The organism is Croceitalea marina, from assembly GCF_042684265.1.
Classification (GTDB): domain Bacteria; phylum Bacteroidota; class Bacteroidia; order Flavobacteriales; family Flavobacteriaceae; genus Croceitalea; species Croceitalea marina.
Map to the genome: position 1 here is coordinate 360,577 of NZ_JBHULB010000006.1, position 15,486 is coordinate 376,062.

Below are 15,486 nucleotides of genomic sequence, written 5' to 3' on the forward strand. Positions count from 1 at the left end.
ATGATCAATATTTTTAACGATAACCTTATGGGTAGTATCATCATACAATGGCCATTGATTTACTATCGCATTTTTTAAATCCATGCTATGTTTCGCAACTATTTTAAAATATCGTTCAGAAACCTTGTAAAATATAAGTTTTACACCATCATTAATGTTTTTGGGTTGGCACTTGGTCTTGTGGCCTATCTTATGGTATCGTCTTATATTACTTTTGAAAAAAATTACGATAAACAGTTTACTGAATTCGAAAATATTTACCGATTGACATCAGATCAGGTCGTTGACGGTGAAATAAGGGTTCGTGACGCCATGTCTTTTTATCCTTCCGGGCCAGCCTTGGAAGAAGAGTTACCTGAGGTGGTAGGCCACACCACCACCTTTAAATTCGGCCCCCTTGTTTTTACAAATAATTCAGACTTATTACAAGAGCCTCTGGTCTTGGGCGTGGACCAGAACTTTCTTGACTTTTTTGACTACGAAGTTCTTTATGGAAGTGCCGCTAAATTACAGGAACCCAATCAACTGATTTTGACAAAATCCAAGGCCCTTGAATATTTCAACAAGGAAAATGCGGTTGGTGAAATCCTTTTTATACATAACGATTTTAACAGATCATTCAATGTGGCTGCCATTATTGAAGATATTGCCCCCAACACCCACTATAAATTTGAGATGCTGATGTCCATCGTCAGTATAAAGGAGCGTTTGGAAGAAGATGGCTGGAGTGGCTTCAACTACTACACCTATTTACGTCTTCTGCCAGATACGGATGTAACCAAATTAAGACCACAATTATCTGAGCTTTCCAAAAAATATATCGGCTCGGACACCAAATTGGTACTCAATTTACAAGCTCTGGAGCGTATTCACTTATATTCTGATTTTACCTACGAGCCCGAAGTTCACGGCAACGCAAGATCTGTGCAAATTCTAATGTTCATCTCGCTGTTCATTTTAGTGATTGCATGGGTGAACTATATCAACCTCTCGACGGCGAAGGCCATAAACCGTGCAAAAGAAGTTGGGCTGCGAAAGGTAATCGGAGCGAACCGTTGGCAATTGGGCACCCAGTTCTTTTTAGAATCTGTTCTTATCAACTTCATTGCTGCTTTTGTTGCCTATATTCTTTGTGTATTATTGGCTGGGTTATTCAATAATCTGGTGGGTAAGGAAATATTGGTGGACATTTGGAAGGATACATTCTTTATCCAACGCCTTTTTATCTTCTTTTTGATTGGCACCGTTATCTCAGGGGCTTACCCAGCCATGCTCATGTCGGGCTTCGATTCCGTAACGGTTCTCAAGGGGAAGTTCAGGCATTCTAAAAAAGGTGTTTTTCTACGTAAGGGGCTTGTGGTGATTCAATTTGCCATATCCATTCTACTGATCAGTGCCACCTTGGTGGTCGTCACCCAAGTGGATTATATGCGTTCCAAGGACAAGGGAATGAACATAAATCAGGTTATTGGCTTTGGCCTGCCCGAGCTAGAAGCGGATTCATGGAAATCGGCACTGAAAAAGGCAACTAATTTTGAGGACGAACTGAAAAAAAATAGCAACGTACTCTCAACCGCTGTTTTAACCAATTTACCAGGTGGAGGCAGTGCCGATATCAATTCATCGGGCGCAGGAGTGCAATTGATCGGGCTGACGGAAGTAACCGAAGGCACCTTCTACAGCCTTGGAATTGATGAAAAAACAATCCCATTGCTTCAAATGGACTTACTGGCAGGACGTAACTTCAAAAAAGACTTCGCTGATGATGCCCAAGCGGTTATTGTAAATGAGGCCTTTATAGAAAATTTGGGGCTACAGGTCAATGAATCGCTCATTGGAAAGCGCATACGTTACGGTAAAGACCAAAGCAGTATTGCCTATGAAATCATCGGCATTGTAAAAGATGTAAATCGTACCTCTTTGAAAAGTGCCATTGAACCAACTGCCTATTTTTCGGATTGGGGATATGGCGGTGGCTGGGGATACGGAAATATGATGGTAAAAATACGGCCTGAAAACATGGCCAGTTCCTTAGACTATATTAATGAGAAGTGGCGTGCTTTTTTTCCTACCGCAGTACTTCAATATAATTTTCTGGATGACCGATTTGCCAAACTCTATGCAGAAGAACAGCGCTTCGGTCAAGTTTTTGGTGTTTTCTCCGTCTTTGCCATTTGTATTGCCATCCTCGGTTTGTTCGGTCTAGCAGCATTTATGACCGCACAGCGCACCAAAGAAGTTGGGGTACGGAAAGTGCTCGGTGCCTCGATAAAGCAGATTGTACTGCTTTTTTACAGAGACTTTGTTTATCTCGTGGCCATGGCAACATTGATCAGCGTTCCCCTATTGTTCTTTGCCATGCAGCAATGGTTGGAAAATTATAGCTACCGTATTGAATTCCCTTGGTGGACCTTATTAGTGGCCTTGGGTCTTGTCATGGTCTTGGCCCTGATTACCATCGGCTTTCAGACCTATAAGGTTGCACTATTGAATCCATCAAAAACATTGGGAAATAATGCACAAAACTAATTTAGAAAAGATAAAACAACAGGTCTATAAAACCAAAGTTAAACTATGACATACATGATCATCGAACGATATTATCGCTATAAAATCAAAAAACTGTATCAACGAATGGAAATCGTAGGTCGACAACTTCCAGAAGGCGTAACCTATGTTGATAGTTGGGTGGACGAAGGAATGAGTACCTGTTATACTATTATGGAAAGCGAAACCTACGAGCAACTCAAAGAATGGATGAACCATTGGAAGGAATTTTGTGAGTTTGAAGTAATACCGGTTATTTCAAATGAACAAGCCAAAGAAAAAGCACTGAACCCACAACTACAATAATTGAAATTAAAAATCAACAAAAAAGCTGTTTACTTAATACTTTCCATATGTCTTGGACATCTCGGTTATTCCCAAAAAGATACTGCACCAAGTAAAGAAGTGGTGGCTTTCTTGGATACGTTTCGCAAAGATTATGAGGCCATGTACAGGAACGAGAACTTTAGACTTGTGCAGGACCGATATGGAGAGAACGTGCGGTTGATGCCTGAGTTCCAAGAAACCGTTTTGGGTTTAATCCCATCCGCCATGTATTATGTGGCGTTTTTTGAAAGGTTCGAAATAGACAGCTATGGAAGGGAAAACATTGAAATCTTGGATTTGGAATCAAGAGTGGTGGAGCTCGGAAGGTTCCAAATGAATATTTCTGATATTGAAGGAGAATATCTTTTAACGGGAAAATACCAAAACGTTTGGGAACTCACTTCAAAGGGCACCTATGAGCTTATTACCGAGGCATGGAGCTATGATAATTGGGTCGAATTTGGTGATAAACTGAGATTCAAGGATGTGCCTTCCGTGCGAATGGCGCTAGAACCTCACATTTTAGTCAACGACAATATCAGCTTTGAGATTGAGGCATTAAACTGTCTCATGGAGAAGGTCATTATGGAAGGGGACACCAAGCGATGGTCTCTGTTCTATTCAAATGATGCGATGCTCATAGGGGGCTTTCATCCTATTGCGAAAGGACGCAAGGCCATTGAAAACCATTTAATCGAATTAAGTGAAGAAGAACCGCTGTTTGAAAAATTGGATGTGCGGACGGATGGAATAATTGAATTGGACGGCTATGCGCTTGAATACAGCTCTACCATTGAAAATTGGAGGGATGATTGGAGCTCTGGCATCAGTACAAGCAAGAATATTAAGCTTTGGAAAAGGGAACCCAATGGGTCTTTGAAAATTTTCAGGATGATCAATATGTATGACTAGTTCCTTCAGTACCAAATTAGACTATATGATGTGACCGGAAATGAAAAAACAAAAAATCAAATACCATCTATCACTTTTAATGGGGTTATCGCTCCTGGCCTGTTCTGCGCAGTTACCACCTAGTGATTTTGAAAGTGCCATTGTAAAATTGGTCACTGCATTCAAGGAAAAAGATCAAGCTACGGTAAATGGCTTTGTATCCAAAAAACAAGGCGTCATCATAGTGTTTAGGTTCGGAATATTTGACCAATACCAGAAGACTGCAATCCTGGATTTTGAAACTCCGGTTCCAGACTATTTTCCATATTACGATTTCTCCACCGACTATAGAGTATCCTTTGAACCGCTGCCATCCTATGATTGTGAAACTTTTGAATGGACAAAAACCGGAATGTATTGTGACACCACTAAAACGAGTCACCTACTATCCAAAACAGCGAAAAACCTAAATACCTATATGGATGCCAACATTTCTGAAAAAGAAATTAAATCCTTCGAGAAGCTGGAAAAAAACAGTCATAGAATAGTGGTATGTGACCGTACTGAAGGTGAGTTTATTTTTTATCTAACGCGACTGGATAAAAGATGGTATTTGACCCTAATTGATCGGGTAACGACCGATTGTAGTTCATAAAAAATTCAAGACTTATAAAACATACCCTTTCAGAAAAAACAAAATTATGCTTGGAATAAAACATATCAAATTTGATGCGATGACCTACGTTTTACACTACAAAAACGGAAAAGTCAAAAAAGAAGGCAGAGGCCTCTCCTTCTTTTATTATGAACCTAAAAGTTCTATTGTGGCCATACCGATGGGAAGCAATGACCTCCCCTTTATTTTCCCCGAAACCACGAAGGACTATCAGACTGTTTCCATACAAGGCGAAGTGAGTTATCACATTGAAGACCCAAAAAAGCTGGCAGATATATTTGATTTTACGGTGGACAAAGAAGGTAAGCACAAAAAAAATGACCTGGAAAAACTGAACCAACGCATCATCAATATGGCCCGGTCATCAGTATCGGCCTTTATACTGAACACTGATATGAAAATCGCTATTCATGCGGCGAAAGATATTGAAACCACTATAACATCAGGGTTACAATCGTCAGAAGCCCTTGGTAAAATAGGAATTCAAATTACCGGTGTCAACGTTTCAGGAGTGCGACCCACGCCCGATATGCGGAAAGCACTGGAAACGGAAACCAGGGAAAAACTGCAACAAGAAGCGGATCAGGCCATCTATGAGCGACGAAATTTCGCCGTAGAGCAAGAACGTATCATTAAAGAATCTGAACTGAACACCGAAATAGCCGTAGAAGAAAAGAACAAACAGATAGTCCAAAAGAAAATGGAATCGGATGTCTTGAAAGCCGAAAACGATAAAAAGTTAAGGGAAATGACCCTAGGTGCGGATATAGCGGTAGAAAAACAGCGTGAAGAATTTATCGCCTTAAAAACAACAAATGATAGAACCGAAGCCGAAACCCAAGGTTATGTTTTAGAGGCTACCTTAAAACCATATCGAAACTTGGATTGGAAATTACTGACTGCGCTTCATACTAATGCGGACCCAAAAATGAACATGGCCCTTGCCTTTAGGGAACTGGCTGATAATGCGGAAAAAATCGGCAATTTAAACATCAGTCCAGAATTGTTGAATTCCCTGTTAACGGAATCAAAAGACACCCAATAATGGACGCCGAATACGCCATAATCGTTAAAAACAAAACCCGTCTTGAAAGCTTGGTGACACGCTTCAACACAAAGGCTCAGGCAAAGTTCTACATCGAACGCCTTGGTGGGGATTTTAGGGATTATGAGCTGGAGCATGATACGTTTCACCGTGTTCTGGATAGTGTACAGACCAATCTTTCAAAGGTCATCAAGTGCAAAATCGTGGAACGGGAATTTTTACCGTCCTATATTTTTTCAGATAACAATATCATTGTAGTAGTAGGCCAGGATGGACTTGTGGCCAATACGGCCAAATATTCCAAAGGTTTGCCCATGATAGCCATAAACCCCGATAAAAAGCGATATGATGGGGTATTATTGCCCTTTGATTCGCACGATTTCATTGATGGTGTTTTTTCAGTATTTGAGGATAACCATTATGCGAACACTTTACAGTTCGCCGAAGCCAAATTAAATGATGGGCAACGGCTATTGGCCTTCAATGATTTATTTGTTGGGCCATCATCCCATACCTCAGCACGGTATATGATTTCCTTTAAAAACTACAAGGAGGAACAGTCTTCCAGCGGGATTATTATTTCTACCGCGGCGGGGGCCACGGGTTGGCTGAGTTCGCTGTTCAATATGGCCTATGGCTTAACCCATATGCTCCATGAGGATTTGGAGAGGAGAAAACCTGCGGTCAAAAGCAACCAGTTACTCTTTGCCGTTAGAGAACCTTTTAAAAGTGTACGTACCAAAATAGGAATCACAGTGGGGGAAATCCAAAATTCCACCAAGCTTTTTATAGAATCATTGATGCCCTCGAACGGTATCATTTTTAGTGATGGTATCGAAACGGATTTTTTGGACTTTAATAGTGGTGCTACTGCAGAAATAGGACTTGCAAAGGAAAAGGCAGTTTTGGTACTCAATAGAAATACAACGAATTGAACGATAGGATGAGAAAAAACATTTTGATTACAGTCCCTTTGCTCTTTGTGCTTGCATATATCGGAACAGCACAGGTTGACCCGAGCACCACTATTTTTAAAAAGGCATTTTCATTTGACTTTAAAACGGTGAAAAGTCAATATGAAGCAAGTTTGAACAATGGATACGAAGGTGATAGCCTATTTTATGACTTGTGGTATCGGGGTTTAAAACTTGAGAAGAACAAACATTATATCGATGCCACTGAAAAATATGAAAAAGCACTTCATGTTGAGCGTTCTGAAGTATCATCTTATGAGGTAAAATTTTCAATCGGTAGGCTTGAGCTGCTAAAGGGATTGCCTGCAAAAGGCACAACTTTCTTGTACGAGTTTATTTCAGAAGCACAAAAGGAAATCGATGGTGAAAACATGATGTGGAGCTTGACCGAAAAAGGGAAAAAGCAATTGAACAAAAAAATTGAACTCGCCGAGGAGTTATTGGTCTTTGCAAGGGACAACAAGGAAATTTTTGAAGTCAATTTACCAAAACAATCCGCTAAAAAAGACAACCCTTTTCGAAAACCCGCAGAGAAATTTCTTAATCGATTGCGTAAAGGATCCGAATTAAGTAGCTATTTCGGTGACTCATGGACCTTAAAATATTATAAAGACGACCGTTGTGAAGGGATGACCATGGGACGTTTAGGTGATTTGACAGCTCACCAAATTGATTCGGATATTGAAATTACATTGAATAATGATGGCTATGGCTGGGGCAATTGTGAAAGAAAGGGACACAGTAGTTATGTATATCAATTCAATCTCAAACAGCTCGTCAAAGATTGGAACCGATATGAAATTACGGACGGACGCCAAATGGAACTTCACATTTTTTATATCATGGGCGGCGGGGAATCCGACTACATAAAGATTTATTTCAATGAGCAAAACCTAATTGTAAAACTAGAATACCGGAGCGAAGATCCGGGTTGAAAGCTTAAAGAATGAAGGGTACAATAGACATCGCCAAGCGAAAACCCATATGGATAGCACTATCCTTATTTTATCTGGATACGGAACTTCAAAAAAGTGACTACCTGGATATCGCTTATTATGTTCTTTTAAGCCCCTATACCGTCACAGAAATAAAAGCAATCAACAAAAACGAAGTTTTCCCGGTACTCTATCACAACTTAACGAACATCGCGGGTGAATGGGGTTGCTTTAAGGAAAGGGTCTTGATAGACAACATTAAAAGCTATTTGAAAAGAAGGAATACCATTCAAAAAATACGAAGCAATATCAATTATGCTTTGTTCAAGGGCTACCTAAAAGAACATTGGGAACTACTTGATTTAGCCTACCGCGAACTACTGAACAACGGCCATGAAGATATTTTGAAAAGCCTGGCAGAATTAAAGAAAAGAAATGCCCCGTTCGATTTCGGAGACCAATTGAACTGAATTAAGAACAAACAAACACACCGTATATGAAGGCCCTACTGATCAAACATAAAAAGCACCTATGGAGAATTCCCGTTGGTCTATTGATTATTGGACTGTTTGCCCTAAGCCCAATCTTAATTGGGCTGATTGGTGCGTATATCACCGAGCTGAATACTGGTAAACCCTGTCATGAGGGTAATTGTTATTGGATGAGTATGCCGTGGTATTTGTTTATCACCTTTCCTATCGCAGGGGTTTTCTTTTTAGTATTCCTCCTAATTGTAATCAACGATTGGTCTAAACTAAAAAAACAATGAAAAAAACAGGAATAGCCCTACTGGCCCTTTTTATTCTTAGCTGTCAACCGAAACCGAAAAAGACACAGGTTCAAACCCCTGGTGGAGCATCCAATGCAGTTTCTTCCATTAGTTCCCAAAAAGGAAAAGGGAATTTTATGGATTTTTTTATCCATTTCATGTCTGACAGCACTTTCCAAAAAGAGCAGGTACGTTTCCCTGCACAAGTAGACCAAAAAACCATCACGACAAAGGAGCATTGGAGTCCTATGTCTTTTTCAAAAGAAAAAGTGTTTCACTCCCTAATACAATCTGATACCCTGAATTATTTTGAAAGGGACTTTGGTATTAATCCCATAAACGTATCGATTATCTGCTTTGAAACCTTAACCATCGAAAATCTGACTTTTTATCCGAAATCTGAAACTTGGTACCTGGATAAGACCTTCAGAACGCACCTATCGGAAAACGATGACTATGCGTTTTTTTCCTTTATAAATACCTTCTCTTTGGACTCGGTTTTTCAAAGACATCATATCAGATTCCCCCTTCCTTATTTTCATCTGGATTACCAAAATGAATACGAAACCCTTAAGGACACCTTCCTTCTTGACACTTGGAAATATATCAACTTGAACAAATCATTAAGAGAACTGGTAACGCTAAATCAAAATATAGAATCAGACTACCGAGTGCTTTTGTTTAGGGGTGTTGCCAATGGTGTGCACCTAAAATACACCTTCAGATATATAGATAAGCAATGGAAGTTAATACAGATAGAGGACTATTCCACATAGACGAACCTTAACTTTTACCATAAAAAAATGAAACACGATATACCAGAAATACGCTTTTACAATTCGAAGAAAAAGGCAATCTTACTCATGCTATCGTGCGTACCGTTTATCATAGTCGGGATTTACTTCATTTCAAAAAAACCGATGCTGGGCTGGGGATCCGTGGTCATTTTCGGTTTTAGTTTCATCATGGGAATCATAAACCTATTGGACAACAGACCCAATTTAATTATCAATGAAATTGGGATTTATGCAAGAAGTGCCAGTAGAAATTACATTGTTTGGGAGTTGATTCAAGATGCCTATTTCACTACGATTACTGGTCAAAAGTACATTTGCCTCATTATTGACAAACGATTCAAACCATCACAAACCAAAGGGATGCTCTATAGAAGTGCCGTGAAATTGAACGAGGCCATCGGTGCTCAGGAAATGAATATCTATTTGGGTCAAATTAAACATATAGATGAAGAAAAGCTGACCGACCTGATACTGAAAATGTCCAATGCGGATACAGAACGGAAAGCCGAATTACTAAACAGCTATACCCCATAGGTTATTGGTTAAAAGTGCATGCGTCGGCAAGAAATAGACCTTTAAAATGAAGCAGTTAAAATCCGTATTATTCATAACCAGCCATTGGGTTCTGGTTCATTACGAAAACCATCGTTTTTTAGTAGACCTTGAAGAGTGTACTGCCCTGCACCATTTCCAGAAAGAAATCGGAATTGAGGTATTTGCCACCTCTTTATCACCAAACAGAAAAAGATTGGTGCTAAGTAACCTTGGGGCACAAGCCACGATTTGGGATCTGGAAAAAAATGAAATTCGGCAATTGGGAGGGGTTACCCTAAATACCCAGGTTTTAGGTTGGGTCGATGACAACCATCCCATTTTTTCGGGAAACCACGGTGGTGCCGGCACCATCAATCTTAACGAATTACTAGGCTATCCTGCCGAGGAGTTAGAAGAGTACATGGGCTGGAATCCAGGTTTTAAAGGCCTAAAATACTATGAAGATGAACTGCTCGTAGATGATATGATAAGGGAATCACCCGTTGAATACTTCACCAGCGACATTTGGGAATATGACGGTAAGAAAACTGTTGTTGAAACTTTGGATGGAAGCAAGGATTTTAACCTGTATACCATTACTGATACCATACACCATGAAGTAAAGCGCTATGCTATTGAAGGACTGGAGTACCCGAAGGTATCGGTTTGTAACGACAATTTGGTGGTGCTGAACCTTAACGAATTACATGTCTTTGACCTAAGAACTGCGAAACAATTGGGCACTTACACACTTCCTAAGAAAAACGCAAGCATACAAACTGATATTGAAAGAACACGGATTTTTACGTATTGTGATGATAAACTTGAGCAATGGAACCTAGATACCGGTGAAAAGGTTTCGGTTTGGACAGGAAGAAAATTGATGGGTTTTTCCATATCCGGTTCCAAGTGTATCCTATACAAGGATAACAACCAAATACAGGTCTTGGATATGGAAACCAAGACGGTCCAACAATTGTTGGATATTAACGAGAGTAAAAAATCTGTAAAAATCAATATCATAAAGGTCGGCCGGAGCGATACATCAGAGGACATCTACAAATTGCTGGATACCGAAAATGAGTCACAATTGAACAAAGCATTTCGCCTGATTGCAAAGCTATCAGAAGATGAACAGACCAAGTTTTCTTCTAGGATAAGGAACTACCCCTTTCAATGTTTGGTGGCAGGGCTGGAACTGCCCTATTTTAAAAACCTAAAACAGCTCGACCTAAGCCGTAAAAATCTAAAATTACTTTCCAGACGAATCGGGATGCTGGAACAATTGGAAATACTGGACCTTTCTTCAAATAATCTGCGTGACCTACCTCAAGAGATCAAAAATCTAAAGCGACTAAAAACACTAAAGATTTGCTATAATAATTTTAAAAAATTACCGGAATTTTTATCTGAAATGCCCCAACTTCAGCATTTGGATGTATTCTGTAATAACGTTAAAGTAATACCTCCTTGGATTGACCAACTTAAGCATCTTGAAGTTTTGGACTTGAACATGAACCGTATCAAAGAATCGCCAAAAGCCCTGTATTCCCTCAAAAATCTTCGCGTATTGAACTTGAAAAATAATACCATAAAAACATTGCCTTCTGAAGTTGGGAAACTCGGCCAATTGACCCATTTGTATTTAGAGAAGAATGAACTCAGCGAACTCCCTGATGCCTTGTTTAAACTGGCCAAGCTGGAAGAACTGGACCTGTATGATAATCAAATTAGGGTGATGCCGGACAAATTACGACAGTTGAAGGCTCTAAAAAGACTGATGTTGCACAACAACGAACTTCGTCATTTCCCGAATGTTTTGTCCGAATTGAAAGAATTAAAAGACCTCATTTTGACCCAGAATTCTATTTCAAAAGAAGATAAAAAAATCATAAAAAAGAACGCTCCAAAAGAGTGTCGTATTACTTTTTAAAACAATCGACTGAATATATAAGTAAAGAGGGGTGGTACAAGAATTAAAATTTCTAAAATGATTGATGCGATTATGGAATTCTTACTGGTGTTTGAAGACTTTCTATTGGGAAACAAGAAGAAGTCACGAAGAAAATCCAGTAGTTCAAACGACACAAAAAAGCGAACTCTTACCAGAGCTTATATTTTGGCTCTGCTAATTATCATAGGGTCACTAATCACCGTTAGAATAGTAATGGCCTTTTTGGACAACTCATAAACGAAACGGCGAATCATTCAGATAAAACATCCACACGCAATCACTTTTAAACCTACACCATGCTTTCCATTTTTCAACGGTTCCACTGCTTACCATTTTTTAAAAATCAGTTTTTGGCATCCTTTGCTTTTTTCAAAAAACGCCAAAGCAAAGCCGAGAGGGACATCATAATTCCAAGTCCCATAAAGATAAAAGAGATAATAATGATAACCGCAGCAGGAAGGCCACTCATTCCTCCCCCACCATATCCCTCGTATGAACCGGTAAAATATGCCATGTAGGTATAGAGTGCCAATCCTATGATTATGGCAATAAAACCGACTTTGATAACAGTTTTGTTTTTATTCAATCTTCTCGATTATTAAACTATTAAAATATGAAAACCTTTGCTACCATCATCCTAATAATCGCTCTTTTTGGGATACTATACTTTGCGGACTTTATACTTAGTTACGGGTCATGTGCAAGTGCCGTCGAAGTCTTACAATGGTGGTGGCAAAATGGTGGTGGACATGCGGCTATTATCTTCTTTTCTTTCGGACTTTTTGCGTTTGTACCGCTGATAAGCAAATGGTTGATGTTAATTTCCCAAATCATTTATGGACGACCTGTTGAATATGTTTGGATAGGCTCAGGTTTCTTTAGGGATACGGATTATTACTATGACCTTCAAGACCCTGAAAAAAAACGTTTTAAAGTGAAAAAACGTGTTGGGGAATATGATTTCAACTTCACAACCTCAATTGATATCTTATATACCTGTCGTCATATGCTGCGTTATGGATCCCAACCAGAACATGCAGAACGCGTATTGGCTCATAATTTGAAGTCACAGTTGATGTTGGTGATTTTCCAATATCCCGCTTTGGTTTTCGGCTGTCTAGGCATGTATGAAATTCTAGCACAACATGCCAGCTCAACCGATGGCGCCAGTATCTCTTATGAAATATTCAAGATGCCATTTCTAGTCCTTCCTATTGTTCATATAGTAGGTTTAGCAATTGGGCATCTGGCATTGCAACGTAAAATCCGTTCTTTCAAGAAACAGGATAACAGAAAAATTAAGAGCTGTGGTCTACAACCTGGTGACAGTATAAAGGTTCGCTTGGTTAAAAAAGCAAGAAAAAGGCAATCAAGCGGTAACAAACCTTTCATTGTGCACTATCTTGGTGAATGGACGGATAATGAAGGAATTACCATAAGTATCGTTTTTGGTTTTAAAATGACTTGGTCACTACGGGATTCTATTGAAAAACTCAATGCCATAGTTAGAAATCGAGGGCAGATTGAATGTATCGTAATGCCAGATTATACCATCCGTCCAAAAATATTGATAAATGGGGGGAATGTAACGATGCTTTAGCTTTACTATTGTTAAAGGCTGTTTTCAAGTAAAATTGACAAGCCTCGCCCAACATCGATGCGCTTTACTCTAAAAACTATATACAGTTATCTTCCTTATCAATGCATCGGTTGAATTTAATATTATTCCCTTCTTAAAAACTACCATTTTGCATAATGTTAAGTGGCATTAAATTTCCAGACCCTTCATGCCTTTTAAGAAATTGTCTTGGTGATTTCATCGCGGTGCACTTTAAAGTGATGGGGGACCTGATAGGTAAATAGCTCTAATATGGTCAACGAACGGTTGCTTGGTTTAGGCAGTTTCGTTGTAAGTTGCCATTCATCATCCTCTATTTTAACAATCAATTGAACTAACTTTTCATGTGCCTTTTCGTAAGTGCCGATCATCTCACCAAAACGTATCCTACTGCCTGCATATTCGGAATACCTGTAAGAAAAGTAGTGTCCCAATGCAGTTCCAAAAAACAACGGCATAGGTTTCGATTTTTTTGCTTTTTCAAGCAACATGGGGTATGCCCTGTCCGTTGCGATTATAATATGTGCCAAAACACCGCGTATCGTTCTTTTGGTGAACTTGGAAGGTTTCGATAAGTGTTCTTCCTTTAAGCCGTTAACCAACAAATGAAATTGACCCCGTACTGTATTGACTGAGGCTATTGCTAATTCTTTATTGGTCACAGCTGTTTTCTATATTGGTTTCGAACATTAGAAGTACCATAAAAAGCAGCATGTTTAGTACTATTCATATTATAAGGCCTCATCTATATTTTCTTTTAATGTATGGGGATGATATCCCTAAAGTCCTTTAATATTTAGAAAGAATCAGGACATGCTGGTCATCATGAGCGCAAAGGTGCATGTGTGTTTTAGTGATTTCACCATCCATATCAAAACATAAGAAGGGAAATATCTTCGCTTATGAAAGAAGATTTTTTTTATTGATTCTCTCTATCTTGAAAATATAGGTCCCTAAACAAATCAAAGAAATCAATATCAATACCACAGGTATCCATGGCAAATCCTCCCATAGCCAACGAACTTTATTCTCACTTCCACGAAATGGGAGACAAACAATTAGTAAAAACATAGTGAGATACAACAACTTGCTTTTCATAATAATATGGTTTTTATTAAAAATTCAGTGTTGCAATTTCCAAAAAGCAAGTCACCAAGACAAGTAATTCAAGGTTGAGAAAAGGTTGATTTATAGTTTCGTGCTCGCTTATTGGTGGTTTAATTTTGATTTTAGCTCTTTCCTGTTTTTAATATCCAACTTTCTATAGATTTGATTGATGTGTGTTTTTAAAGTACTCTGTTCTATGAAAAGTTCAGACATTATTTCCTTATTCGTTTTACCTGCAATTATCAAATCATAAACTTCCTTTTGTCTGCCGGTCAACTCGAAAAGTAATTGATTAAAGTCTTCACCTTTGTCTTTTGACCGCTCCTTAATTTGAAGTGAAAGATTCCCAATGCTCCTTTTATTAACTTCAGCATAGAGGACGAATAAGAATATACTGATTATCATCATTAAAAATATAATGATTGGATAATCCCTTAGGATTAAATCCACTTTGCCATCATGTGATCTTATTGAAATTGCTACAGAAGTCAACACAATAGCGAGTACAAGAAAATACTTTTTATATTTTAATAGTATCCTTTCAAATTTCATAGTTGAAAGCGGCTCTTATTATTTAACGTATTTATTTTTAATCAGTAAGTTAACGAATGATAACGAGCCAGACGAAATGGGTAGCATCTTTTGTGTACGCAGACCTAGCAGTTCATGAAACATCTTTTTATTGACCGAAGTTATTCTGTTGTTAATCAAGAAAAAATTCGCTTTACAAACTATTCAATGCTGTGTATGTTTCAAGCTTATACTATTTTCATTGTTGTTCACTTAATTCCTTGACTTTTAATAGCCAATTTTGCCACATAACTTTTTGTTGGTTAAAATCGTTACCATAAGGACTGATGACAATTGAAAGTTTAGTACTGGAATCGTCGTTTTCAATTGAAAATTTTTCTACGTATTCCAATCCATTGATGCTGTAATCAATTTGAATCAATTCTTCTTCTATGAGTTTGGTGATCGTGCCTGAATATACGATGTAATCAGGCTCGTAGATGAAATCCACTTTTGAATTGAGTTGCCATTCAGATTGAACAAATCCATTTTTAACAAATATATTACCCAATATTTTTGCGTAATCCTTGTTGGTAATTATATCCCATATTTTTGAAGTACCTGCATCTATTTCAATACTAATAGTAACAACTTTAGGTTCTTGGTCTTTAATATCTGCGTTTTCTTTTGATTTGAAACCAGTGATTAGAAGCGAAATAATTAATAGGGCAATAGTTGAATATTTCATAGTTGTTCGTTTCATGATGTTGACCTTATTATGGTTGTTTGACTGCAGTTTAAG

The 15,486-nt window shown here is 38.5% G+C and carries 18 protein-coding genes; 14 read left to right on the plus strand and 4 right to left on the minus strand.

Going from position 1 to position 15,486, the window contains the following annotated elements; translation table 11 throughout:
* The first annotated feature begins 87 nt into the window (after positions 1–87).
* From ACFSQJ_RS03735 to ACFSQJ_RS03795, 13 genes are read left to right on the plus strand one after another with little or no spacing between them, the layout of a single operon-like run.
* A complete protein-coding gene (locus ACFSQJ_RS03735) occupies positions 88–2,529 on the plus strand; it encodes an ABC transporter permease (protein ID WP_377765662.1) in 2,442 nt (813 codons plus the stop codon).
* Between the two features lie 45 nt (positions 2,530–2,574).
* A complete protein-coding gene (locus ACFSQJ_RS03740) occupies positions 2,575–2,853 on the plus strand; it encodes a DUF3303 domain-containing protein (RefSeq protein WP_377765664.1) in 279 nt (92 codons plus the stop codon).
* Positions 2,854–3,786: a hypothetical protein gene (locus tag ACFSQJ_RS03745; protein WP_377765666.1), complete on the plus strand. Its 933-nt coding sequence runs from the start codon at positions 2,854–2,856 to the stop codon at positions 3,784–3,786.
* 40 nt (positions 3,787–3,826) lie between these two features.
* Complete coding sequence (locus ACFSQJ_RS03750; RefSeq protein WP_377765667.1) at positions 3,827–4,420, plus strand: hypothetical protein; 594 nt, start codon at positions 3,827–3,829, stop codon at positions 4,418–4,420.
* Between the two features lie 46 nt (positions 4,421–4,466).
* Positions 4,467–5,486, plus strand: a complete 1,020-nt coding sequence (locus tag ACFSQJ_RS03755) for an SPFH domain-containing protein (RefSeq protein WP_377765669.1) — start codon at positions 4,467–4,469, stop codon at positions 5,484–5,486.
* Positions 5,486–6,421, plus strand: a complete 936-nt coding sequence (locus tag ACFSQJ_RS03760) for a sugar kinase (RefSeq protein WP_377765671.1) — start codon at positions 5,486–5,488, stop codon at positions 6,419–6,421. The genes ACFSQJ_RS03755 and ACFSQJ_RS03760 overlap by 1 nt, the downstream gene beginning before the upstream one ends.
* A gap of 8 nt (positions 6,422–6,429) precedes the next feature.
* Positions 6,430–7,395, plus strand: coding sequence for a hypothetical protein (locus ACFSQJ_RS03765; protein WP_377765673.1), 966 nt, complete (start codon positions 6,430–6,432; stop codon positions 7,393–7,395).
* Between the two features lie 11 nt (positions 7,396–7,406).
* Entirely contained in the window at positions 7,407–7,865 is a 459-nt protein-coding gene (locus tag ACFSQJ_RS03770) for a DUF7079 family protein (protein ID WP_377765675.1), read from the plus strand.
* Positions 7,866–7,891: 26 nt separating this feature from the next.
* Positions 7,892–8,164, plus strand: a complete 273-nt coding sequence (locus ACFSQJ_RS03775; RefSeq protein ID WP_377765677.1) for a hypothetical protein — start codon at positions 7,892–7,894, stop codon at positions 8,162–8,164.
* Complete coding sequence (locus tag ACFSQJ_RS03780; protein WP_377765679.1) at positions 8,161–8,940, plus strand: DUF4348 domain-containing protein; 780 nt, start codon at positions 8,161–8,163, stop codon at positions 8,938–8,940. Before ACFSQJ_RS03775 ends, ACFSQJ_RS03780 begins: the two co-directional genes overlap by 4 nt.
* A gap of 27 nt (positions 8,941–8,967) precedes the next feature.
* The gene (locus tag ACFSQJ_RS03785; RefSeq protein WP_377765681.1) at positions 8,968–9,495 is read left to right on the plus strand and encodes an STM3941 family protein; all 528 of its coding nucleotides are present in this window, start codon (positions 8,968–8,970) and stop codon (positions 9,493–9,495) included.
* Between the two features lie 46 nt (positions 9,496–9,541).
* Positions 9,542–11,428, plus strand: a complete 1,887-nt coding sequence (locus ACFSQJ_RS03790) for a leucine-rich repeat domain-containing protein (protein ID WP_377765683.1) — start codon at positions 9,542–9,544, stop codon at positions 11,426–11,428.
* Between the two features lie 57 nt (positions 11,429–11,485).
* Complete coding sequence (locus ACFSQJ_RS03795) at positions 11,486–11,686, plus strand: hypothetical protein (RefSeq protein WP_377765685.1); 201 nt, start codon at positions 11,486–11,488, stop codon at positions 11,684–11,686.
* Positions 11,687–11,792: 106 nt separating this feature from the next.
* Here the strand turns inward: ACFSQJ_RS03795 and ACFSQJ_RS03800 are convergent, their stop codons facing one another.
* Positions 11,793–12,035 carry a hypothetical protein gene (locus ACFSQJ_RS03800; protein WP_377765686.1) on the minus strand — a complete coding sequence of 81 codons (243 nt, stop codon included), beginning with the start codon at positions 12,033–12,035 and terminating at the stop codon, positions 11,793–11,795.
* 27 nt (positions 12,036–12,062) lie between these two features.
* Between ACFSQJ_RS03800 and ACFSQJ_RS03805 the strand changes: the two genes are divergently transcribed.
* Positions 12,063–13,049 carry a hypothetical protein gene (locus tag ACFSQJ_RS03805; protein ID WP_377765688.1) on the plus strand — a complete coding sequence of 329 codons (987 nt, stop codon included), beginning with the start codon at positions 12,063–12,065 and terminating at the stop codon, positions 13,047–13,049.
* A 194-nt stretch (positions 13,050–13,243) separates the two neighbouring features.
* Here the strand turns inward: ACFSQJ_RS03805 and ACFSQJ_RS03810 are convergent, their stop codons facing one another.
* The 3 genes from ACFSQJ_RS03810 to ACFSQJ_RS03820 form a co-directional block, all read right to left on the minus strand.
* Positions 13,244–13,729: a hypothetical protein gene (locus ACFSQJ_RS03810; RefSeq protein ID WP_377765690.1), complete on the minus strand. Its 486-nt coding sequence runs from the start codon at positions 13,727–13,729 to the stop codon at positions 13,244–13,246.
* Positions 13,730–14,273: 544 nt separating this feature from the next.
* Complete coding sequence (locus tag ACFSQJ_RS03815) at positions 14,274–14,726, minus strand: LuxR C-terminal-related transcriptional regulator (protein WP_377765692.1); 453 nt, start codon at positions 14,724–14,726, stop codon at positions 14,274–14,276.
* A 217-nt stretch (positions 14,727–14,943) separates the two neighbouring features.
* Entirely contained in the window at positions 14,944–15,432 is a 489-nt protein-coding gene (locus ACFSQJ_RS03820; protein ID WP_377765694.1) for a hypothetical protein, read from the minus strand.
* Positions 15,433–15,486: the final 54 nt, after the last annotated feature.